The sequence below is a fragment of the Streptomyces sp. NPDC017246 genome (assembly GCF_044331325.1).
Lineage (GTDB): Bacteria > Actinomycetota > Actinomycetes > Streptomycetales > Streptomycetaceae > Streptomyces.
Window position 1 is genome coordinate 24,971 of the sequence record NZ_JBIRMW010000007.1, and the last position, 21,888, is coordinate 46,858.

21 protein-coding genes are annotated in these 21,888 nt (G+C 72.1%); 12 read left to right on the forward strand and 9 right to left on the reverse strand.

All coding sequences use genetic code 11. The features are described 5' to 3' along the window. Nucleotides 1–10 precede the first annotated feature (10 nt). Genes ACH4MY_RS17645 through ACH4MY_RS17665 form a run of 5 tightly spaced genes read left to right on the forward strand, consistent with a single transcriptional unit; the run spans nucleotide 11 to nucleotide 5,682 of the window. Nucleotides 11–1,753 (forward strand): ABC transporter substrate-binding protein, encoded by a 1,743-nt coding sequence (locus ACH4MY_RS17645; RefSeq protein ID WP_398003942.1) that lies wholly within the window; start codon nucleotides 11–13, stop codon nucleotides 1,751–1,753. 59 nt (nucleotides 1,754–1,812) lie between these two features. Next, nucleotides 1,813–2,718 (forward strand): ABC transporter permease, encoded by a 906-nt coding sequence (locus ACH4MY_RS17650; protein ID WP_398004620.1) that lies wholly within the window; start codon nucleotides 1,813–1,815, stop codon nucleotides 2,716–2,718. Then, a complete protein-coding gene (locus ACH4MY_RS17655; RefSeq protein ID WP_398003944.1) occupies nucleotides 2,715–3,701 on the forward strand; it encodes an ABC transporter permease in 987 nt (328 codons plus the stop codon). The genes ACH4MY_RS17650 and ACH4MY_RS17655 overlap by 4 nt, the downstream gene beginning before the upstream one ends. After that, nucleotides 3,701–4,705, forward strand: coding sequence for an ABC transporter ATP-binding protein (locus tag ACH4MY_RS17660; protein ID WP_398003946.1), 1,005 nt, complete (start codon nucleotides 3,701–3,703; stop codon nucleotides 4,703–4,705). The genes ACH4MY_RS17655 and ACH4MY_RS17660 overlap by 1 nt, the downstream gene beginning before the upstream one ends. Further along, nucleotides 4,702–5,682 (forward strand): ABC transporter ATP-binding protein, encoded by a 981-nt coding sequence (locus ACH4MY_RS17665; RefSeq protein WP_398003948.1) that lies wholly within the window; start codon nucleotides 4,702–4,704, stop codon nucleotides 5,680–5,682. Before ACH4MY_RS17660 ends, ACH4MY_RS17665 begins: the two co-directional genes overlap by 4 nt. Nucleotides 5,683–5,734: 52 nt before the next feature. Here the strand turns inward: ACH4MY_RS17665 and ACH4MY_RS17670 are convergent, their stop codons facing one another. The 3 genes from ACH4MY_RS17670 to ACH4MY_RS17680 all read right to left on the reverse strand — a co-directional run bounded on the left by ACH4MY_RS17670 (nucleotide 5,735) and on the right by ACH4MY_RS17680 (nucleotide 10,148). Beyond that, nucleotides 5,735–6,670, reverse strand: a complete 936-nt coding sequence (locus ACH4MY_RS17670) for an ornithine cyclodeaminase family protein (RefSeq protein WP_398003950.1) — start codon at nucleotides 6,668–6,670, stop codon at nucleotides 5,735–5,737. Beyond that, nucleotides 6,667–7,653: a proline racemase family protein gene (locus ACH4MY_RS17675; RefSeq protein WP_398003952.1), complete on the reverse strand. Its 987-nt coding sequence runs from the start codon at nucleotides 7,651–7,653 to the stop codon at nucleotides 6,667–6,669. Before ACH4MY_RS17675 ends, ACH4MY_RS17670 begins: the two co-directional genes overlap by 4 nt. 116 nt (nucleotides 7,654–7,769) lie before the next feature. Next, entirely contained in the window at nucleotides 7,770–10,148 is a 2,379-nt protein-coding gene (locus tag ACH4MY_RS17680; RefSeq protein ID WP_398003954.1) for a collagenase, read from the reverse strand. Nucleotides 10,149–10,360: 212 nt separating this feature from the next. On the opposite strand from ACH4MY_RS17680, the gene ACH4MY_RS17685 reads away from it, so the two are divergent. The 6 genes from ACH4MY_RS17685 to ACH4MY_RS17710 all read left to right on the forward strand — a co-directional run bounded on the left by ACH4MY_RS17685 (nucleotide 10,361) and on the right by ACH4MY_RS17710 (nucleotide 14,663). Further along, nucleotides 10,361–10,750 carry a hypothetical protein gene (locus ACH4MY_RS17685; protein WP_398003956.1) on the forward strand — a complete coding sequence of 130 codons (390 nt, stop codon included), beginning with the start codon at nucleotides 10,361–10,363 and terminating at the stop codon, nucleotides 10,748–10,750. After that, nucleotides 10,747–11,163: a hypothetical protein gene (locus ACH4MY_RS17690; RefSeq protein ID WP_398003958.1), complete on the forward strand. Its 417-nt coding sequence runs from the start codon at nucleotides 10,747–10,749 to the stop codon at nucleotides 11,161–11,163. The genes ACH4MY_RS17685 and ACH4MY_RS17690 overlap by 4 nt, the downstream gene beginning before the upstream one ends. After that, nucleotides 11,142–11,537, forward strand: a complete 396-nt coding sequence (locus ACH4MY_RS17695) for a VOC family protein (RefSeq protein WP_398003960.1) — start codon at nucleotides 11,142–11,144, stop codon at nucleotides 11,535–11,537. The genes ACH4MY_RS17690 and ACH4MY_RS17695 overlap by 22 nt, the downstream gene beginning before the upstream one ends. Before the next feature lie 432 nt (nucleotides 11,538–11,969). Next, nucleotides 11,970–12,473, forward strand: coding sequence for a hypothetical protein (locus tag ACH4MY_RS17700; RefSeq protein ID WP_398003962.1), 504 nt, complete (start codon nucleotides 11,970–11,972; stop codon nucleotides 12,471–12,473). Nucleotides 12,474–12,756: 283 nt separating this feature from the next. Continuing rightward, nucleotides 12,757–14,226 (forward strand): APC family permease, encoded by a 1,470-nt coding sequence (locus tag ACH4MY_RS17705; RefSeq protein WP_398003964.1) that lies wholly within the window; start codon nucleotides 12,757–12,759, stop codon nucleotides 14,224–14,226. Then, entirely contained in the window at nucleotides 14,223–14,663 is a 441-nt protein-coding gene (locus tag ACH4MY_RS17710; RefSeq protein WP_398003966.1) for a hypothetical protein, read from the forward strand. Before ACH4MY_RS17705 ends, ACH4MY_RS17710 begins: the two co-directional genes overlap by 4 nt. A gap of 39 nt (nucleotides 14,664–14,702) precedes the next feature. On the opposite strand, the gene ACH4MY_RS17715 is transcribed toward ACH4MY_RS17710, so the two are convergent. Then, the gene (locus tag ACH4MY_RS17715) at nucleotides 14,703–15,926 is read right to left on the reverse strand and encodes a saccharopine dehydrogenase family protein (protein ID WP_398003967.1); all 1,224 of its coding nucleotides are present in this window, start codon (nucleotides 15,924–15,926) and stop codon (nucleotides 14,703–14,705) included. 196 nt (nucleotides 15,927–16,122) lie between these two features. Between ACH4MY_RS17715 and ACH4MY_RS17720 the strand changes: the two genes are divergently transcribed. Then, nucleotides 16,123–16,830, forward strand: a complete 708-nt coding sequence (locus ACH4MY_RS17720) for a TetR/AcrR family transcriptional regulator (protein ID WP_398003969.1) — start codon at nucleotides 16,123–16,125, stop codon at nucleotides 16,828–16,830. A gap of 122 nt (nucleotides 16,831–16,952) precedes the next feature. Here the strand turns inward: ACH4MY_RS17720 and ACH4MY_RS17725 are convergent, their stop codons facing one another. The 5 genes from ACH4MY_RS17725 to ACH4MY_RS17745 all read right to left on the reverse strand — a co-directional run bounded on the left by ACH4MY_RS17725 (nucleotide 16,953) and on the right by ACH4MY_RS17745 (nucleotide 21,761). Continuing rightward, a complete protein-coding gene (locus ACH4MY_RS17725) occupies nucleotides 16,953–17,486 on the reverse strand; it encodes a GNAT family N-acetyltransferase (RefSeq protein ID WP_398003971.1) in 534 nt (177 codons plus the stop codon). A 67-nt stretch (nucleotides 17,487–17,553) separates the two neighbouring features. Further along, nucleotides 17,554–18,846, reverse strand: a complete 1,293-nt coding sequence (locus ACH4MY_RS17730) for an Nramp family divalent metal transporter (RefSeq protein ID WP_398003973.1) — start codon at nucleotides 18,844–18,846, stop codon at nucleotides 17,554–17,556. After that, the gene (locus ACH4MY_RS17735; RefSeq protein ID WP_398003975.1) at nucleotides 18,833–20,182 is read right to left on the reverse strand and encodes an alkaline phosphatase; all 1,350 of its coding nucleotides are present in this window, start codon (nucleotides 20,180–20,182) and stop codon (nucleotides 18,833–18,835) included. The genes ACH4MY_RS17730 and ACH4MY_RS17735 overlap by 14 nt, the downstream gene beginning before the upstream one ends. Continuing rightward, complete coding sequence (locus tag ACH4MY_RS17740; RefSeq protein WP_398003976.1) at nucleotides 20,179–20,862, reverse strand: NUDIX domain-containing protein; 684 nt, start codon at nucleotides 20,860–20,862, stop codon at nucleotides 20,179–20,181. The genes ACH4MY_RS17735 and ACH4MY_RS17740 overlap by 4 nt, the downstream gene beginning before the upstream one ends. Continuing rightward, the gene (locus ACH4MY_RS17745) at nucleotides 20,862–21,761 is read right to left on the reverse strand and encodes an aminotransferase class IV (RefSeq protein ID WP_398003978.1); all 900 of its coding nucleotides are present in this window, start codon (nucleotides 21,759–21,761) and stop codon (nucleotides 20,862–20,864) included. The genes ACH4MY_RS17740 and ACH4MY_RS17745 overlap by 1 nt, the downstream gene beginning before the upstream one ends. Between the last annotated feature and the right edge of the window lie 127 nt (nucleotides 21,762–21,888).

Sequence of the window (21,888 nt, forward strand, 5' to 3'; positions counted from 1 at the left end):
AGTGACCCGCATGAACAAGCGCACGCGCACCCTGGCCACGGCCCTGGTGACGACCCTGACCCTCGCCGCGACCGGCTGCTCCGGCGGAGGCACGTCCGGGGGCGCCCGGAACGGCGCGAACCCCGCGACCTCCCACACCGGGGCGGTCCTCGGCGGCACCCCGCAGAAGGGCGGCACCCTCACCGTCCTCTCCAACCAGGACTTCACCCATCTCGACCCGGCCCGCAACTGGGTGATGGGCGACATGGACTTCGGCACCCGCCTGCTCTACCGCACCCTCGTCACCTACAGGGCGGCACCCGGCACCAAGGGCGGCGAACTCGTCCCCGACCTCGCGGAGAACCTGGGTGTCCCCTCCGACGGCGCCAGGACCTGGACCTTCACGCTCAAGCCGGGGCTGAAGTACGAGGACGGCACACCGATCACCTCACACCACATCAAGCACAACGTGGAACGGTCCTTCTCCCCCGACCTGCCCGGCGGCCCCGACTACGCGGCCCGCTACCTCGCCGGCGCCGAGGGCTACCGGGGCCCGGCGGGCGGCAAGCACCTCGCCTCCGTGAAGACCCCCGACGACCGGACCATCGTGTTCGAACTCCGCACGCCCTTCGCCGAGTTCCCCTTCGCGGCCACGCTGCCCACCTTCGCGCCCGTGCCCCCGTCCCAGGACAAGGGCCCGCAGTACGACAACCGGCCCTTCTCCTCAGGGCCGTACAAGATCGACTCCTACGCCCGCGACAAGCAGCTGGTCCTCGTCCGCAACGCCCACTGGGACCCGAAGACCGACCAGGTGCGCAAGGCGTACCCCGACAAGGTCGTCGTCACCATGGGCCTGAAGGCCAACCAGATCGACGACCGGCTCATCGCCGCCACCGGCCCCGACGCCTCCGCCGTCCCCTGGGACAAGCTCCGCCCGGAGTCCACCCCCAAGGTGCTCACCGAGCCGGACGTCAAGGACCGTCTCCTCGCCGAGTCGACCAGCTGCACCGAGATGGTGCAGATGCACACCGGGCGGGCGCCCTTCGACGACCTCAAGGTCCGGCAGGCCGTGCAGTACGCCCTCGACCGCGAGGCCGTCCTCACCGCCTCCGGCGGCCCCGCCCTCAACGACCCCGCCACCGCGCTCATGCCCGGCTTCCTCTTCGGCGGCAAGCAGCCCGACACCCTCGGGATCCCGCTCACCGGCGACGTGCCCAGGGCGAAGGAGCTGCTCAAGGAGGCGGGCAGGCCGGACGGCTTCACCACCGCCATCACCGTCTCCAACGGCGACAAGGCCGTCGGCGAGGCCGTCCAGCAGTCCCTCGGCCGGGCCGGGATCAAGGTCACCGTCGAGACCGTCGACCCCTCCGCCTTCTACGACACGATCGGCGACACCAGGAACCGCACCGACCTCGTCTACACCGGCTGGTGCCCCGACTACCCCTCCGGCTCGACGTTCCTGCCGTTCGTCTTCGACGGCCGCTTCATCAAGGAGAAGGGCAACTCCGGCAACCACTCGCTCTTCCGCGACGACGCCACGATGAAGCGCATGGACGAGATCGCGGCGATGACCGACGCCGCCGCGGCCACCAAGGCCTGGCGGGAGCTGGACGGACAGATCCTCGCCAAGGCGCCCACGGCGCCCGTCGTCGTGGAGCGCAAGCCCCTCCTCATCGGCACCAACATCGCCGGAGCCTTCGGCCACACCTCCTTCGGCGGCCAGCTCGACTACGCCACGGTCGGCCTCAAGGACCCCTCGAAGAGCGCGAACTGAGGCCGCCCGTGACCACCACCACGCCACCCCCCGCGACCACCGGCGCCCCACCAGCCCCTGTGCACCAGGCCCACGGCCCCTGGCGGCAGGTCCGCACCGCACTGCGCCGCCGCCCCGCCGCCCTCCTCTCCCTCGGCGTGGTCGCCTTCTTCGCGCTCCTCGCCGCGGCCGCCCCGCTGATCGGCGCGCTCGGCGGCTGGGGCCCGGAGGAGTTCGACAAGAGCGCCGTCGACCCGTACCTGGGCGGTCTGCCCATCGGGCCGCTCGGCGGTGCCTCGGCGGAACACTGGCTCGGCGTCGAACCCGTCACCGGCCGCGACCTGTTCGCCCGGGTCGTGCACGGCGCCCAGGTCTCCCTGCTCATCGCCTTCTCCGCGACGGCGATCGTCGTCGTCGCGGGAACGGCGGCCGGCATCGCCGCCGGCTACTTCGGCGGCCGCACCGACACCGTGCTCTCCCGGCTCATGGACCTCACGATGTCCTTCCCCTCCCTCATCTTCATGATCGCGATGATGTCGGTGGCCCGGGACGTCAACCGCATCGTCCTCATGACCGCCGTCATCGGTCTCTTCGGCTGGCCGGGCATCGCCCGGATCGTGCGCGGCCAGACCCTCTCCCTCAGACACCGCGAATACGTCGACGCCGCCCGCGTCGGCGGCTCCGGCCCCCTGCGCATCCTCGTCCGCGACATCCTGCCGGGCGTCGCCGGACCCGTCATCGCGTACACGACGCTGGTCGTCCCCGGGATGATCGCCACCGAGGCCGCCCTCAGCTACCTCGGCGTGGGCGTCCGCCCGCCGACGCCCTCCTGGGGCCAGATGATCGCCGAGAGCGTCGCCTACTACGAGACGGACCCCATGTACTTCGCCGTCCCCAGCGTCTGCCTCTTCCTCACCGTGCTCGCCTTCACCCTGCTCGGCGACACCCTGCGCGACGTCCTCGACCCGCGAGGAGGCGGCGCGTGATCCTCTACCTCGGCCGCCGCCTCCTCGGCGTGCTCGGCGTCCTCGTCGCCGTCGCCGCCGTCACCTTCGCCGTCTTCCACGTCCTGCCCTCCGACCCCGCCGCCGCGGCCTGCGGCAAGTCGTGCAGCGCCGAACGCCTGGAGGTCATCCGCGCCACCATGGGCCTGGACGCCCCGCTGTGGCGGCAGTTCGCCGACTTCGTCACCGGCATCTTCACCGGCCGTACGCTGGGCACCGGTCAGTACGCCCTGCACTGCGACTTCCCCTGCCTCGGCTACTCCTACGAGAACAGCCAGGGCGTGTGGGACCTCCTCGTCGACCGGCTGCCGGTCTCCGCGTCCCTGGCCCTCGGCGCCGCCGCGATCTGGCTGCTCCTCGGCCTCTCCGCGGGCGTCACCGCCGCCCTCCGCAAGGACACACTCACCGACCGCGTCCTGATGGTCGGCGCGGTCGCCGCCGCCTCGCTCCCCGTCTACTTCACCTCGGTGATGCTGATCTACGGGCTGATCCGGGTCACGGGCCTGCTGCCCTACCCGCAGTACGTGCCCTTCGGCGCCGACCCCCTCTCCTGGGCCTCCAACCTGCTGCTCCCCTGGCTGGCGCTCGCCCTCCTCTACGCCGCCATGTACGCGCGGCAGAGCCGGAACTCGATGATCGAGTCCATGGCGGAGCCGTACATCCGCACCGCCCGCGCCAAGGGGCTGCCGCGCCGCACCGTGGTCGTCAAGCACGGTCTGCGCGCCGGGATGACACCGCTCCTGACGATCTTCGGGATGGACCTCGGCGGTCTGCTCGCGGGCGCCGTCATCACCGAGTCCATCTTCGGACTGCCCGGCGTCGGACGGCTCTTCTACGGCGCCCTGTCGACCGGGGACCAGCCGGTCGTCCTCGGGGTGACCCTGCTCGCCGCCACCTTCATCGTCGTCGCCAACCTGGCCGTCGACCTGCTGTACGCCGTCGTCGACCCGCGAGTGAGGTACTGATGGGCGACTCCCCACCCCTCCTGTCGGTACGGGACCTCACCGTCACCTTCCCGACGAGACGCGGCCCCGTCCGGGCCGTGGACTCCCTCGCCTTCGACGTGCCGACCGGCCGGACCCTCGGCATCGTCGGCGAGTCCGGCTCCGGCAAGTCGGTCACCTCGCTCGCCGTCATGGGCCTCCACACGGGCGCCGAGGTCACCGGCTCCGTCACCCTGGCGGGGCGGGAGCTGATCGGGCTGTCCGACCGGGAGCTGAACGGGCTCCGCGGCCGGCGGATGGCCATGATCTTCCAGGACCCGCTGTCCAGCCTGCACCCCTACTACACCGTCGGCGAGCAGGTCGCCGAGCACCACCGGGTCCACTTCGGCTCGCGCCGGGCCGCCGCCCGTGAACGGGCCGTGGCGGCGCTCGCGGAGGTCGGCATCCCCGAACCCCGTCGCCGGGCCGGCGAGTACCCCCACCAGTTCTCCGGCGGCATGCGCCAGCGGGTGATGATCGCGATGGCCCTCGTCTGCGAACCCGATCTCCTCATCGCCGACGAGCCCACCACCGCGCTCGACGTCACCGTCCAGGCCCAGATCCTGGAGCTGATCGCCCGCGTCCAGCAGGAGCGGGGCCTCTCCGTCGTCATGATCACGCACGACCTGGGGGTGGTGGCCCGGGTGGCACACGACGTGCTCGTCATGTACGGCGGGCGGTCCGCCGAACACGCCCCGGTGGACGAGCTCTTCGCCTCCCCCGCCCATCCGTACACCCGTGGCCTGCTCGACTCGCTGCCGCGGCTCGACGACCCCGACGACGCCCCGCTGCGGGCGATCCCGGGCAGCCCGCCGTCCCTGCTCGAACCGGCGGCCGGCTGCGCGTTCGCACCCCGCTGTCCCCGGGCCGCCGCCGGCTCCGCCGGGGAGCGGGCCCGCTGCGCGACCGAACGCCCGCCCCTCGGCGGCCCGGACGGACACCCGGCCGCCTGCCACTTCCCCGCACACGAAGGCGTCGCCCCATGACCACGACCGCACCGCCCCTCCTCCGCGTTCGGGACCTCACGGTGACGTTCCCGGGCCGCCGCAGGGGCTCGGCCCCGATCCGGGCCGTCGACGGCGTCGGATTCGACGTGGCCGCGGGAGAGACCCTGGGTCTCGTCGGGGAGTCCGGCTGCGGCAAGTCGACCACGGGCCGCACGATCGTGCGGCTCCTGGAACCCACCGCCGGCTCCGTCTCGTACGAGGGACGGGAGATCGGCCGGCTGTCGCAGCGGGCCCTCAAGCCCTTGCGCCGCGACCTCCAGATGGTCTTCCAGGACCCGCACTCCTCGCTCAACCCCCGGCAGACCGTGGCCCGGATCATCTCCGACCCGCTGCTCGTGCAGGGCGGATCGGCGGCCGACGCGCGCAAGCGGGCCGTGGAGCTGATGGAGCTGGTCGGCCTCATCCCGGAGCACGTCGACCGCTACCCCCACGAGTTCTCCGGCGGCCAGGCACAGCGCATCGGCATCGCCCGCGCCCTGGCCACCGGACCGCGGCTCGTGGTGGCCGACGAGCCGGTCTCCGCCCTCGACGTCTCCGTCCAGGCGCAGATCGTCAATCTGATGGAGCGTCTCCAGCGCGAACTCGGGCTCGCCTACCTCTTCATCGCCCACGACCTCTCCGTCGTGAAGCGGGTCTGCGACCGGGTGGCGGTGATGTACCTGGGCCGGATCGTGGAGATCGGCACGAAGGAACGGGTGTACGCGGCCCCGGCCCATCCCTATACGAGGGCGCTGCTGTCCGCCGTACCGCTGCCGGACCCCGCAGCCGAGCGGAGCCGGGAGCGGATCATGCTGCTCGGCGACCCTCCGAGTCCCGCCGCTCCCCCGCCCGGCTGCACCTTCCACCCGCGCTGCCCCAAGGCGCGGGAGATCTGCCGGAGCGAGGCTCCCCCGCTGCGGACGGCCGTTCCGGGCGAGGCGCGCGAGGTCGCCTGTCACTTCCCCGAGCTCGCCTGAGCACGCCGGTGCCCCGGTCCCGCGGGTGCGCGGGACCGGGGCACCGGCGTGTTCAGGCCCGGTCGGCCGCCCGGTAGAGGGCGGTGGCGACGGCGAGGTCCTCCCAGGCCATGCCCACGCTCTTGAAGAGGCGCGGACGTCCCGCCGACGGTTCCCGGCATCCGGTCACCAGATCGGCGAGATCGCCCGCGATGTGGTCGGCCCCGATCGCCCCCTCGGACAGGGGGACGAGCAGATCGCCCGCCTCCCGCAGCGCTGCCGAACGCGCCTCGACATAGATCTCGGAGCGGGCCACGAGCGCGGTGTCGGTCTCACGGGCGCCCGGCTCGTGCGAGCCGACGGCGACGACGGTGGCGCCGGGCGCCACCAGGGTTCCGTCGAAGAGCGGTTCCCGGGCGGTGGTGCAGCAGACGACGAGGTCGGCCCCCGCCACCTCGGCGGGAGCGCCGGTGCGGGCGAGGACGCCGAGGGTTCGCGCGTAGCCGGCGAGGGCGCGCCCGCCGGCCGGGTGGCGCGCGACGACGACGGCCTCGGCGACCTCCCGGACGGCGAGGACGGCCTCCAGATGACCGTACGCCTGGGGGCCAGACCCGAAGAGGACGAGGCGCAGGGGCCGGTCGGCCGGTGTGAGACGGCGTACGGCGAGGGCGGAGACGGCCGGCGTGCGCAGCTCGGTGAGCGCGGCTCCGTCGAGCAGGGCGAGCGGCTGGAGGTCGGCTCCGTCGAGCAGGAGGTAGGAGCCGGTGATCCGGGGCAGCCCGCGCGCGGGGTTGGCGGGGGCGACTCCGGCGACCTTGACGCCGGCGAAGGAGCCGAAGGCCGCGGGCATCAGCAGGAGTTCACCGGCGGGGACCGGCACGGCCGTGCGGGCGGGACCGGCGTCGGGGTCGAGTCCGGCCCGCAGGGCGTCGGCGAGGACGTCGGCCACCGCCGCCGGGCCCATCAGGCGGGTCATGGTCGCCGCGTCGAGGAGGAGGGGCCCGCTCACAGGAGGAACCCCGCTCCCAGCTCGTCGTGCGGGTCGAGGACGAAGGCGTGGGTGCCGGTGCGGAAGGTGGTTCCGCCGACCTCGGTGATCCCCTCCGCCAGGAGGCGCCCGGTGAAGACGGTGCCGACGACGGACTCGTGCCGCAGGGTGTCCCCCGGGGCGAGGCGGCCGTCGTCGCCGAGCAGCACGAGGCGGGTGGAGGTGCCCGAGCCGCAGGGGGAACGGTCGATCTGGCCGTCGGCGAAGACGGTGACGTTGCGCTGGTGGAGTCCTTCTGGGGTGTCGGGGAGCTCCTCGTACAGGATGACGCCGTACACGTCGTGCGCGGGGAGTGCGGCGCGGATCTCCCGTCCGGCGCGGACGAGTTCGGGCAGGGACCGCACGGAGACGTCGAGGCCGAGCTCCCGGGCGGCGACGGAGACGTAGAGGGCGCCGGAGTGGGCGAGGTCGACGTCGACGGTGCCGAGTGTGGTGGTCACCTTGACGTCGCGGGCGACGACGCGGGTCGGGACGTTGCGGAAGGTGACGCCGATGGTGCGGCCGTCGGCACGGTGCACGGCGGCGGTGACCCGTCCGGAGGGCACGTCGATCCGTACGGAGACGTCGCCGTCGTCCGGGGCGGGCACGCGTCCTGTGTCGACGGCCCAGGCGCCGAGGGCCATCGTGCCGTGGCCGCAGGCGGTGGAGTAGCCGTCCTTGTGCCAGAAGAGGACACCGAAGTGGGCGCCGTCGTCGTCGGGGGGCACGACGAAGCCCCCGTACATGCCGGCGTGCCCGCGTGGCTCCCTGGACAGGAGGCGGCGCAGGTCGTCGAGGGGTCCCGGGCGGGGGTCCGTGCCCGATCCGCCGGGTCCGAGGGCGGTGGCGCGACGCTCGGCGACGGTGTCGCCGGGGATCGGGGGCAGGTCTTCGTCGACGATCCGGAACGGTTCGCCTGCGGTGTGGTAGTCGGTGGTGCGGACCGTGTGCGGGGTGGTGCTCACGAAGTACGGCCTCCGGGAAGGTGGTTCGGGGTATGCGCCGGGCGCCGCCGCTGGACGGCGGTGGTGCGCCGGGCCGGGTCCCTCCCCGAGGAGGGACCCGGCCCGGACAGGACGGGTCAGCTGCGGAGGGGGCCCTCGCAGGTGAAGCTCGACGTGCCGGCGACCCTGGTGGTCCAGATGTCGATCGGCCCGAAGGAGCAGTTCATGTCGGCCAGGTTGTTGGAGGCGGCGCCCGCACGGTCGAGGATGAAGTAGTCGACCGTCTCGGACATGTCCTTGAAGTTCTGGTCCGCGCTGCCCCAGTTGGACAGGTTGGCGGTGATCCGGCCGGTGCAGACGAACCGGCGCTTGCCCGGTTCGCCGTTCTCGACGCAGTCCGGGGTGTTGTAGGTGGCGGTGGCGAAGGTGGACTTCACCGTGTCCAGGGCCGCGTCGCGCAGCTGGGCGTTGGGCGTGAAGGTGGTGCTGGGGACGTAGAGCGTCTCGACCTGGGCGATCTGGGTGTCGAGGAAGCGGTTGTAGTCGCTCTGGAGGCCCGGGTCGTTGCCGAGGCGGACGCGCCAGGCGTCGTACGCCGCGACGTCGTTGTTCCGCAGGTGGGTGTACATCTCGCGGATCAGGGACGGCCGCTCGTTCCAGAGGAACTCGAAGAACGTTCCCGCGTAGTTGTAGAAGCGGAAGCCGTCCCCGGCGTAGGTGGCGTTGAGGATCTGCCGGAGGTTCATCCGGGGGCCGCCGCCCGCCGTGTCGTTGATGACGCCGCGGACGAGGGACTTGCGGACCTTGAAGCCGTTGTCGCGGGTGGCGCCGTCGAAGAACTCGGCCGTGCCCTCGTCCATGAAGGTGGTGCGGTCGCCCTGGTACCAGGGGCCCTCGCCGAAGAAGCCGGGGACCGCGTAACGGCCGTTGAGGTAGTGGGTGTACTCGTGACGGAAGAGCTCTTCGAGCGTCAGGGACGAGTCCTGCGGGACCCGGCGCTGGTAGGTGTAGAAGGTGGCGCCGCGCTCGATGTAGATGCCGCCGTTGTTGGTGTCCATCCCGGTCAGGATGGGGTGGTAGTTCTCGTAGTCGGCCCGGGAGCCGTACAGGACGATGGTGAGGGTGGTGTTGGGGTCGCCGGCGAGCGGTTGCTCGGTGCCGAGTACGCGGTGGAACTGCGCCTTGACCTGCTTGCTCGCGTAGTAGAGCTGGTCGACGGTGGCCCGGTCGAGCCCGGTGCGGACCTTGATCGCCCCGTTGTCGTAGGTGTACGTGTAGGGGAAGATCTGTGCCTCGATGTCCGCCTTGCACACGCCGTACGGCTGGCACGCCTCGAAGTAGTTGAGCCAGGAGACGACCTTGGCCCACTGCTGGCTGCCGCGGCCGAAGGTGGACACGGTCGTGCCGAGCGCTCCGCCGAGTCCGGCGGTGATCTCGGTCCTGAGGCTGCCGATCTCGCCGAAGCGGCCGTACTCGCTCACGGCGTCGCGGGCGACCCAGTCGTTCGCGGTGCCCTTCAGGTGGCCGTATCCGGCGAAGGCCTTGAACACGGCGCGGTACGCGGGGTCGGCGGCGGCCGCCGCCTGGAAGGCGGCGTCCTGGTTGCCCGGGTAGACGCCCAGGTAGTTGACGGAGAGCGCGGCGAGCGCGGCCCCCGCCCAGGACGGGTCGAGGTGGGTGGCGGTGTGCGACGGGTCCATGGTGGCGAGGACCCGCTTGATCAGGCCGAGCTGATGCTGCCGCAGTCCGGGCGCGCTGGCCGCGTAGAGGGCTTCGCGCAGGGTGACGGCGTTGCTCTTCGTGACGTCGAAGGTGCGGGCCGCGTTGCCGAAGTCGGCGACGGCCTGGCGGATCGCGTTCACGGTGGGCGCGTCGGTGGTGTCGATCTCGCCGCGGGAGTAGTCGTGGTACACGACGGCGTGCAGGTAGGTGAACATCTCCTCCAGGTGCGAGGAGTTGCGGCCGTCGTGGGAGGCGGCCAGGCCGGATATGCGGCGGGAGACGGCCTGGACGTGGGCGTCGGACATGACGGGAACGAGCCGGGCGTCCCAGGTCCAGATGAGGCCGCGCAGACAGTCGTCGGCGAGCACCGCGGGATCGGCGAGGAAGTCGGCGAACTGCTCGGGGCCGAGGCCGGTGATCCCGTCGAGCGTGCAGGGAACGCCGGCTGCGGTCGTCGGGGTGACGGCGACGAGGGCGCGCGCGGCGGGGGTCTTGGCCGGGGCCCGGCCGGGGACGCGCCCGGTGGCGAGGCCCCCGGGAGCGGGCGCGGGCCCGAAGGTCTTGCGGGGAGCGGTGGCGAGGCGCTCCACCTCGTCGAAGGGGTTGGTTCCGTGCCCGGCCTCGGCCCGGGGGGCGGGAGCGCCGGTGAACGCGCCGGTCGACGAGGCGGGGGCGGCGGTGGCGCGGGCGTCCGTGTCGGCCGCGAAGGCCCCGGTCTGGCCGGTGGAGGCCAGGAGGGTCACCGCGACGGCGGAGGTGAGCAGGGACGAACGCACACGTCTGTGGATGGACAACAGAACTCCATGAGTGGTGGGGAACGTCAGTGGGGTGTGACGAGAACTGTTGTGGTGCGCACGGTGTTTGACGAAGGCTCATCGAACCGTGTGCGGTGTAACATAGTAATGTGAAATTGCACTGACAACCCCTGTGCGGCCCCCAGTTACCGGAGGTTCACCCGAGTCCCCCGGCATCACGCCCCGGACGGGCCGGCTGGCAGGATGCGCCGGTGATACTCCTTCTGAAGCTCGTACTCGCTCCGGCGCTGGTCGTCGCCTCGACGCTGGCCGGCCGGCGGTGGGGGCCCTCCGTGACGGGCACCCTGGTGGTGCTGCCGATCGTCGCCGGCCCCATCCTCTTCATCGCCTGTCTCGAGCACGGGCGGGAGTTCGCGGCCGACGCCGCCTCGGCGTCCCTGCTGGGCATGGTGTCACTGGCCCTGTTCCTCGTGGTCTTCCAGGCATCGGCGCGCCGTTTCGCCGGAAGCCGAGTCGCGCCGCCGTGGGCCTGTGCCCTTCTGACCGGCTGGGCCTCGTGCCTCGCGGACGAGGCCCCGTTCCGGCCTCGCCGCCCGCCATCACCCCTCCCTGGTGGGACCTGCCGGCCCGAGGCGTGGTGACCGGTGTGCTGGTGCTCGCCGTGACCAGTGGAGCCGCACGGCTCGGACCCGAACTGACCGGCGTACTGGCCCCGTTCCCGATCGCGACCAGTGTGGTCGCCGTGTTCGCGCCGGCGCAGGGCGGAAGCGCGGCGGCCGAGGCGACCATGGCCGGCGTGCTGCGGGGGCTCTGGGGTTTCATCGCGTTCTGCTTCCTGGTCGCGGTCCTCGTCGCCCCGCTCGGAGCCGCGGCGGCGTTCGGCATCGCGGCGATCGCCTCCCTGGCGACCCCACCCCTCGCCCGCCTGATCTCCGCACCCGGACACCGGTCGGCAGGAGTGACAGGATGGCGGGGCGCTCCCGGAGACAACCGGGGCGAAGACATGGGCAGTTACGAACGGGCGGAGTCGGTATGGCCAAGGAATTCCAAGTGACGTACGACTGCGCCGATCCGCGCGCGCAGGCCGAGTTCTGGGCTCAGGCGCTGGGCTATCACCTCCCGCCGCTGCCCGAGGGCTCGTCCGGGCGGTCCGACACCCGGGCGGCCATCACCGATCCGGACGGCAAGGGGCCTCGTCTCTTCTTCCAGAAGATCCCGGAGGGAAAGACGGTGAAGAACCGCCTGCACCTGGATCTACGCGCCGCACCCGGCCAGACCGGGGACGAGCGGATGGCCACGCTGGAGGTGGAGGCCACCAGGCTGGAGGCCCTGGGCGCGAAGCGGCAGTACCGGCTCGAGTCCGACGGCGTGGACGAGGGGCTCATCATGATGACCGACCCGGAGGGAAACGAGTTCTGCCTGGACTGAGGGCAGCGCGCCGGCCGCGGGACGGAGCCCGCGTCGGGCCGGGGACGACGTGCGACGGTGCGGTGCGCGGCCAGACGGTCCCGTCCCGCGCATACGGTCCCAGGAGTGAGCGACGAGTTCGGGCGGCGGAACGAGTCTGCCCTGGTATGACACGCGTCATGGCTGACATCTCGGGCTCCCTCGACGGCTTCGTCACCGGCCCCGGCCCCGGCCCGGACAACGGTCTGCCTCGCAGCCGTCGCCCTGGCGTCGTGCCTCACCGCGTGCGGCTCCACGGCCGACGAGGGCCGCACGACCGCGGGCCCGTCCGCCGGTGCCCAGGGCGGCGCCGGCGACGCGGGCGACCCGGGCGGCTCCGGCGACGCGGGCTCGAAGGACTGCGGCGGCAAGATCGAGGAAGGAGGAGTCGAGGACGAGGGGTTCGGCGGAACCGTGTCCCTCGACCCCTGCGCGACGCCCAGCACGCAGAAGACGACCCTCACCGCCGCCTGGGTGACCGTCTCCGACGCCCCCCGGGACACCGCCCACCCGCTGAACATCTACCCGATGTCCTGCCCCGGGGACTCCGCCACCGGGTGCGAGCAGGTCAAGGTGAAGGACGACTTCGACCTGTGCAACCAGGCCGAGCCCCACTGCCACCCCGCGCGGGGCGAGGAGCTGTCCGTGGTGTGCGAGGGCGACGACGTCGACAAGGGACAGGGAGACACCACCCGCTGGTACGGAGTCCTGCTCGACAGCAGGACCCTGGCCATGGGAACGGATCACGACGGCAGCTTCGTCCGGCACCTCACGGACAAGGGTGACAAGCCCGTCGGCTACATCCCCGTCAAGAGCGCCGCCAAGGTGACGGGCGACCTGCCGGAGTACGACGGCAAGGTGCTCAACTCCAAGGGGTCGCTGGACATCGCCAAGGCCGGCGGCGGGGCGATCCGCTAGATCCTGTCCGGAACGGGCGCCGTCGCCCCGGAGCGTGAACGAGACCCTCCTCCCGGACGTGCCCCGCCCCTGCGGTCGCCAAGACCGCCGGGCCGGGGCATCCTGCACGACCACTTCCCCTCCCCCGCACCACGGTGTCCCACCCCCCTGCGCCCCTGACCCGCGCGCCCGGGCGGACGGGCAGGACCGCGCATTCACTCGCATGGCCGTCCCATGGTGCGCCGTGTGCGATGTGCCCGAACGCTGGCCACATCGCCGTCGCCCGTCGAGGGAGGGTCCCCGCATGAGCTCCATGGACGTACCAGCAGAGCTTCCGAAACAACAGTCCGCCACATCGCGGACCGGAGTGGCAGCCACTCCCACCCTGACGTGGGTCACGCTGGCACTGATGACGACGGCATCGGTCGCCAGCCTCCGCGCCGCGCCCACCATGGCCGTCTACGGCCTCGCCTGCGTCTTCCTCTACCTCGTTCCGGCGATCGTGTTCCTGCTGCCGACCGCGCTGGTGTCGGCGGAGCTCGCCTCGGGCTGGTCGGGCGGCGTCTACCGCTGGGTGGCCGAAGGGCTCTCCAAGCCGCTGGGATTCCTCGCGGTCTGGTGCCAGTTCGCCATGACGATCTTCTACTACCCGAGCCTGCTGGCGTTCGTGGCCTCCACCATCGCCTACATCATCGACCCGGCCCTCGCCTCGAACGGCGTCTACACCGCCATCGTCATCATGGTCCTGTACTGGACGGGCGTCTGGGTCTCCTCCCGGGGCACGAAGGCGCTCGCCGGGCTCGCCAGTTGGGGCCTGATCATCGGAACCCTCATCCCCGGCACGATTCTCGTCGTGCTCGGCATGGTCTTCCTGGGCCAGGGCAACGCCTCGGCCGCCCCCATGAACAGCAGCCACCTGCTGCCCCAGTGGACGGGCCTCGCCAGCCTCGTCCTGATCGTCAACAACTTCCTCTCGTACTCCGGGATGGAGATGAACGCGGTCCATGTCTCCTCGCTGAAGAATCCGGCGAAGGAGTACCCGAAGTCGATGTTCCTGGCCATGGGCCTGGTGCTGCTGATCTTCATCCTGCCCGCGCTCGCGATCAGCTGGGTGGTCCCGGCGGACCAGCTGAGCCTCACGGCCGGTGTGATGCAGGCCTTCGACGCGTTCTTCGCGTACTTCGACATCGGCTGGATGACCCCCATCGCCGCCGTCATGCTGATCTCCGCCTCCCTCGCCGGCATGCTGACCTGGCTGGCCGGGCCGTCCAAGGGTCTCCTGGAGATCTCCCGCAGCGAGGGCTACCTGCCGCCCTTCCTGCAGAAGCTCAACAAGTTCGGGATCCAGCAGAACATCCTGGTCACGCAGGGTGTCGTCACCTCGATCATCGCCCTGATGTACGCGTTCATCCCCAATGTGTCGAGCGTCTACTGGATCTTCTCGACGATCACCACCCAGGTGTATCTGATCGTCTACCTGCTGATGTTCGCCGCGGCGATGCGGCTGCGGAAGCGCCAGCCGGACCACCCCCGCGGCTACCGGGTGCCCGCCATCGGGCTGGTCTGCACGGTCGGACTGCTGTCCTCGCTCGCGGCCCTGGCGATCGGCTTCATCCCGCCGTCCCAGTTCGGGAGCGGCAGCACCTTGTCGTACGTCATCATGATCGGCAGCGGTCTGCTGGTCCTCGGCCTGCTCATCCCGTGGGCCTTCCTCAAGTTCCGCAAGCCCTCCTGGCGCACCGAGGCCGCCGAGCCGAACGGAGGCCGGTCATGAGCCCCACCCGCTTCGCGTCCGAACACAAATGGGTCTACATCGGCGCGATCGTGATCCTGGTCGCCCTGGTGGTCATCGGTCTCGTCCAGTACAGCGCCGTGCGGCGGACCAGCCAGACGGCCGCCAAGGCCAACCAGCTCAACGAGGAGCTGGCGAAGGCCGGCTATCCGACCCCGGAGACCGACACCACCGAACGTCTGCTCGGCACGGACGGCGGAGCCGTCTGCGAGGACCCCGGCAGCGCCCTGACGACGGCGCTGCAGCGGATCCAGCAGCTTTCGAACGGCGCCACCGGCCCGGGCATGCGCCCCGTCATCGCCGACACCAAGGCGGTCGAGGTCGAGCGGATCGTGCTCCAGGTCTACTGCCCCGACAAGGTCGACGACTTCGACGAGTCGATCGACGACCTGAAGACCGACGACACCGTCAGGCGCTGACCACGGCGCTGCCGCCCCCCGCCGGGGGCGGCAGCCGGCTCATGCCTCTTCGCGCAGCCCCCACGGGGAGCCGTACTCGTTCAGCAGATCGAGGAAGGGGCGCGGCGGCAGGGCCTCCGGGCCGAGGACTCCCTGCCCCGTCCACGCGCCGGTGGCCAGGAGTTCCAGGGCCACGACGGGGTTGAGGGCCGTCTGCCAGACGACGGCCTGGGAGCCGTACTCGCGCATGGACCACTGGTTGTCGACCACGTGGTAGAGGTACGCCTCGCGCGGCGCGCCGTCCTTGGTCCCCTTCACCCAGGTGCCGGCGCACGTCTTGCCGGTCATGCGGTCGCCGAGTGTCGCCGGGTCGGGGAGGCAGGCCGCGACGACGTCGCGCGGGGAGACGCGTACCGGCCCGTCCGGGCCGGGCACGGTCACTTCGGCGGTGGAGTCGAGGCCCAGGTCGTGGAGCGTCTTGAGCTTGGCGATGAAGTCGTCGCCGAGGCCGTACTTGAAGGTGACGCGGCGCGCGTCCACCCAGCGCGGGACCAGCAGCACCTCCTCGTGCTCGACGTTCACGCACTCCACCGGTCCGATGCCCTCGGGAAAGTCGAAGACCTCGGGCTCGCTGAACGGGGCGGTGGTGAACCAGCCCCGGTCCCTCTCGTAGACCACGGGCGGGTTGAGGCATTCCTCGATGGTCGTCCAGATGCTGAAGGACGGGGCGAAGTCGTAGCCCTCGACGGTCAGGTTCGCGCCGTCGCGGATGCCGATCTCCTCGATCTCGTCGAAGAGCTCGTCGGCGGCGTAGCGGGCGAACACATCGGACAGACCGGGTTCGACGCCCATGCCGACCAGGGCCAGCCCGCCGTTCTTCTCCCAGCGCTCCGCCAGCGCGAACTGCTCGTCACCGAGCTTCACGCCGCATTCCTCGTACGGGCGCTCGGGGTGGGGCGCCGACAGGGACATGGCCATGTCCAGGTAGTGGGTGCCCGCGTCCAGGGCGGCCCGGAAGAGGGGCATCACGAACCGGGGATCGGTGGCGTTGAGCAGCACGTCGCAGTTCTGCTCGGTGAGCACCCGCCGCACCGCCTCCTCGTCGGACGCGTCCAGCCGCAGGGCGCTGAAGCGTCCGCCCCGCTCCCCCAGTGCCGCGACGGCGGCCTCGGCCCGGGCGCGGTCGTAGTCGGCGACCACCATGTGGCCGAGGAAGTCCCTGCGGGCCGCGATACGGGTGACAGCGGTTCCGACGCCGCCTGCGCCCACGAGAAGTACTCGCACGTCATTCACCTTCCTTGCGGGAGGCGAACGCCTCCGGGCAGGGCTGATGCAACGGGATGGCGGGCGTTAAGGTCAATGTCGTTGGCATAAGGCGTGTCGCGGCGACGAACCGGCGCACAGCCGGGCTTCTACCGGTCTTTTCCCGCCGATTTCAACCGGATTGCGACCGCAGTACGGCCGTACGAAGAGGGGTGACATGGCGAAGCAGGTGGTCCCGGAGGGGGCGCGCCGTCGGCGTCGTCCCACGCAGGGCGGCACCGTGCTGTCCGAGGAGCATTTCGTGCGGGCCGCGCTGCGGGTGCTGCGGGAGCACGGCAGCACCGGGTTGACCGCCCGCCGTCTGGGCACGGCGCTGGGCGCCGACCCCAGCACCCTCTACCGCTACTTCGGCGGCATGGACGATCTGACGCGTGCCATCGGCGACGAGCTGATGGGGCGGGCGCTCGACGGCTGGGAGGCGACCGGGAACTGGCGGACGGACCTGCGGGCCCTCGGCCTCGCCGTCCACGCCTCGTACCTCGCCCACCCGCAGGCGGCCGTGCTCACCGCCAGTCGGGTGAGCGGCCGGCCGCGCGAGATCGCGGTGGACGAGACGGTCCTCGGCATCCTGCGGGGCACCGGCCTGCCCGATCCGGAGGCGGTCCGCACGTACCACGCGTTCATCGACCAGAGCCTCGCCTTCGCCGCCCTGGACGCGGGCCCGCTCGCCCTGACGGACCGGGCCCGCGCCGAGGACGAGGCGATGTGGCAGTCGACGTACGCGCGCCTGCCCGCCTCGACGCATCCCCATATCGCCGCCACGGCCGGCCATCTGGCGCGACGGATGCCGCACAGCGCCTATCCGGCGGTTCTGGAGATGCTGCTGGACCACACGGCGGCCCGACTGGCACGACTCCGGGAGTAGCCGCCGGGCAGGCCGGGCTCGCTGCCCGTCGGCGAGGGATCCGGCCGGCTACGGCTCAAGGATCGGGGACCAGGGGTTCGGCGAGGGCGGCTCAGCGGGGTCGTCGGCCTTGCGGCAGTCGTTCACCCACCGGCGGTGAGCCGGAGCAGCATCGTGTCCGACCGCCCCTCGCGTCCGACGGTGACGAAGCCCCGGGAGGCGTACAGGCCGGCGGCCCGGTTGCCGTCCTCGACGCTGAGGCTCAGCCGGGCCACGCCCGAGCGCGCCGCCAGGTCCACCACCGCGTCCAGCAGGGCGCTCCCGATGCCCCGCCCCCGGTGGCCGGGCAGAACGCCGAGGGTCAGCTCCGGCACCGTCGGGTCGACGTGGCCGTAGCCCGGGTCGGTCGCCGGGAACCTTCTCGCCCAGACGGCGCCGACGGGCCCGCCGGTGCCGTCCTCGGCCACCACGCCGAAGTCACCGGGAAGGGGCCAGCCGGTGACGTAGTGCGCGATGTCCGGGGTCCGCAGGAGCTCGTCCAGGGTGCTGCGCGGCCCGTCCCAGTTGAACGCCTCGAGCAGCATCGCCGTCAGGAAGTCGGCGTCCTCGGCGGTGGCGGGGCGCAGTCGCGTGCCGGCATCCGGCAGGTCCGTCCCGGTCGCGGCGCTCGTGTGCATGCGGTGTCCCATGTTCTCGCTGTCGTCGGCGGAGCGGTCGAGATGCTCTGCGGAGATCCTGCCGTGGTCACGGCAGGAGGAGGCTGAGATTGAGACAGATGATGGCGGCTCCCGCCGCCGCTCCGCACACCGTGGTGAGGCGCCGGTTCACCAGGGAACCCATCAGTTCCCGGTCCCGGGTGAACAGGAGCAGCGGAACGAGGGCGAAGGGAAGCCCGAACGACAGCACCACCTGGGACCACACCAGGGCGGCCGTGGGGTCGGCGCCGGCCGCCAGGATGAGCAGGGCGGGGAGCACGGTCAGGACCCTGCGCACCATCAGGGGCGGGTGGCGGCGCAGGAACCCGGTCATGATGACCTGTCCCGCGTAGGTGCCGACCGAGGACGAGGCGAGTCCCGAGATCAGCAGCGCCCCGCAGAAGGCCAGGGCGACACCGCCGCCCAACGAGGTGCGCAGCCCGTCCCGTACGTCCTCCAGCGTCTCGACCAGCGGTGCCGCGCCGCCGGCCAGGTGCGCGCCGCCCACGAGCATCGCCGCGTTGACCACCCCGGCGAGCACCATGGCGACGGTCACGTCGAAGCGGACACCGCGGAGCACCACGCGCTCGTCACGGCCGGCACGGAGGATTCCGGCCCGCCGCAGCGTCCCCACCCGCTCGGCGGACCGGGCCGAGTGCAGGAAGATCGCGTGCGGCATGACCGTGGCGCCGATGATGCCGGTGGCCAGCATCAGGCTCTCGCGGCCCTCGAATCCGGGGACGAGGCCGGACGACAGCTCGGAGAAGCCGGGGCGGGCCGCGGTGGCGAGCCAGAGCATCGCGCCCGCGATGCCGAGCAGCGATCCGGCCACGATCCAGTCGAACCGGCGCCGCCCCCGCCGGTCGTGGTGGAGCAGCGCGAACGAGACGAGCGCCGTGATGACACCGCCGAGCAGCATCGGCGTGCCCAGGAGCATGTGCAGGGCGAGCGCGCCGCCGATGATCTCCGCCAGGTCGGTGGCGACGGCGACGGCCTCCGCCTGCGCCCAGAGGCCGAAGGCCACCGGCCGCGGGTACCTGTCGCGGCACAGGCGCATCAGGTCCCGGCCGGTGGCGACGCCCAGTTTGGCGGCCAGGACCTGGAAGAACAGGCCGGCCACGTTGGCCACCAGGACCACCCACAGCAGGCGGTGGCCGTAGTGCGCCCCCGCGGTGAAGTTGGTGGCGAAGTTGCCGGGGTCCACATAGGCGACGGCGGCGACGAAGGCCGGTCCGAGCATGACGGCGCGCGTGACGGCGGAGCGCCCGACGCGCCCTTCGGCGGAACGGCGGGCCTTGCCGTCCAGCACGGTGCCGGCCGGCCGGTGGTCAGACGCCGGCATGACCGTCCTTCTCCTCCCACATCCGGGTGATCAGTCGGAACAGGTCCGTCTGGTCGCCGAGTCCGAGGACAGCGACGGCCGACGGGCCGTGGGCGGCGACCCGTACCTGCGCGCCGGTGTGCACCAGGATCTCGCCGGGGAGATTGGTGGCGTAGTTGATCAGCATGGGTTCGCCGTCGTGGGCGAGGAGCATCGTGGTGGCCCCCGGGCTCTCGACGTCGACGGGGACGATCTGGGCCGAGTGGCCGTGGTCGGCGGTGACCAGGACCAGGGTCTCTCCGTGTTCCTCCGCCCAGTTCAGTCCCACCGCGAGGGCCTCGTCGAAGGCGGCCACCTCGCTGATCATTCCGCACGGGTCGCCGTCGTGGCCGGCCGTGTCGATCAGCCCGGCCTCGACCTGAAGCAGGAATCCGCGGCCCGCCGCACGCTCGTCCAGGAGGTCCAGCGCCTTCGCCGTCATCCGGGCCAGCGTCGGCTGGTCGGCCGGGAGGTCGGGGTTGACCCGGCACACGGCCGCGGGTCCCCGGTCGGTACGCGCCTTCGGCCCCACCCACGCGCGGGCCAGCGCACCGTCGCCGAAGAGTCCGAGCAGTGGCTCGCCGGCATCAGCGGCGGCCAGCCCCGCCGCGGTCGTCACCAGCCGGTAGCCGGCGGCGGCGGCCTCGTCGAGGACCGTACGGCCGTGGAACTCGCCGGCCCGGACGGTCTGGCGGAAGTACTGCTCGCCGCCTCCGAGGAGGACGTCGGGGCGGGTGCGTACCAGTTGCTCGGCGATGGAGCCGGGCCCGCCGTTCTCGGTCGCCTGCCCCTGGCAGCGTTCCATGGTGTCCGGCCCGCGGCCGCTGCGGTCGGCGACGTGCGCCGCCATCGCGGCGGGGGTGGGGTCGCAGAGTTCCTCGGTGGTCACGAGGCCCGTGGCCATGCCCCGTTCCCGGGCCAGTTCCACCAGGGTGGGGACCGGGGCTCCGAAGGCGTCGACGCCGATGGCGCCGTTGTAGGTCTTCACCCCGGTCGCCCAGGCGGTGGCCGCGGCGGCGGAGTCGGTGACGTAGTTGTGCCGGGTGGGGTCGCCGGGAACCACCGAGTAGTTGGTCACGGTGCCGGTGAAGAGGAACCTGTCCAGAACCAGCCGTCCGTCGGCGCCCCTGAGGTAGTTGCGGGCGATGGTGACCTCGTCCTCGCCCAGTCCGTCCCCGACGAAGAGGATCACGTTCCGGGGCCGGCCGGTGGAGGCCAGGGCGAGCACCTCCTCGGCCCGCCTGCTGTCTCCCCAGACGCTCGCGCCCGCCGTCGGCGGCGCGCCGAGGCCGTCCTGTGGCGTCGTACGACCGCTCATTCCGTTCCACCCCGCTGTCCCGGACGTGACCATGCCGTTCCGTTCTGTCGTCCCGGACGTGATGCCGTTCCGTTCTGTCGTCCCGGGCGCGTTTCCGTACCGTCCTGTCGTCCCGGTCGCCGGTCCGTGCCGTGTCTCGTCCGCTCGTACAGGCCGAGCGCGGCGACGGTCACCGCGTCGGTGAGGTCGCCCGCGTCGTGCATCCGCCAGATCTCCTCGGTGTCGAACACCCCGAGCCGGATGTCTCCCTCGCCGGGTTCCGGCCGTTGTCCGACCGTCGTCAGCGAGCGCGCGAGGAAGACGTGGCACGCGCCGGTCGCGTAGCCGTACGCCTCGTGCAGCACGCCGAGCGGCTGCCACGCTTCCGCCGCGCAGCCGGCCTCCTCCCGGAGTTCCTCGGCGGCCGTCCGCTGCGGGGAGACGCCGGGGCTCGCCGCCGAGCCCTGGGGGAACTCCCAGAACCGCCGGCCGACCGGATGCCGGTAGAGGTTGACCATCACCAGCCGCCCTGGCGCCACCTCGGGCACGGCCAGCGCGAAATCGGACCGTTCCAGTACGGTCCAGACGCCGAGGGAGCCGTCGGGGAAGCGCACGTCGTCCTCGCGCAGCCGCATGTACGGCGAGGTGTACGCCTGCCGGCTGGCCAGGACGTCGAAGGCGCCGTCGATGAACTCCCCCATCAGACCGTCACCGTCTCCAGCAGCCCGGCGTGCTTGCCGCCCCGGGAGGCCTCGGCCCACAGCTCCCCGAGCTGATCGAGCAGCGGCGCGGGCGCGGCGTACTCCCGGTGGTCGAGCCTGCTCACCGGCACCACGTCGGCGAGGGTTCCGGCCAGCGCCAGACCGTCCGCGCCGAGCACGGTGGTGCGCAGCAGCGGCTCGCGCGCCCACTCGATGCCCTCGGCGCGGGCGATCTCGGCGAGCAGCGCCACGGTCACCGAGTCCAGGCAGCCCTCCCAGGCGGGCGGTGTGCTCAGTCGTCCGCCGCGTTCCTGTACGACGGCGGCGCCCGCCGACTCGGCGACCCGGCCCGCGGTGTTGAGGATCAGCGCGTCGTCGTACCCGGCCGTCGTCGCCTCCAGCCGTGCGAGGCGGGTGAGTTGGTAGTTGCCGACCACCTTCAGGGCCGGGGGCAGCGTGTCGTCGGCGGGGCGCCGCCACGCGCTGGTCTGCAGGGCGACGGGGGTGGGAGCGGCGGGCTGCCGGCGGAAGGCGGCGACGGTCACCGAGGCGGCGCGGGCTCGCGGGGTGAGGATGGCCCCGACCACCATGGGCCGGACGTACACCTCGCAGTCCGGGTCGTCGCCGGCCTCACGCTCGGCGGCGGCGCGGCAGCCGTCGAGCAGTGCGGGGGGCCCGCCTTCCAGCGGCAGGCCGAGGACCTCGCAGGAGCGTGCCAGCCGGTCGAGGTGGCGTTCCGCGCCGATCAGCGCCAGTGTTCCGTCGGTCTGCCGTCGGGCGACCAGCCCGTCGAAGACGCTCAGCCCGCGCAGCAGCGCGTCGGACATCAGGGGAATCCTCGCCCGGTCCCATGCGGCGATCTCTCCGTCGAGCCAGATGGTGCCGTTCTGTACGTGCATCGTGGGTGTCCTTCCGGGGAGGCTGAGGGGGCGTCGAAAGGGCGGGCCGGGGAGCCGGGGGCGGCCGCCGGCCGGGGAGCGGCTGCGGCCGCCGGCTCTGGTCACCCGAGGGGGCGAACCGGCCGGG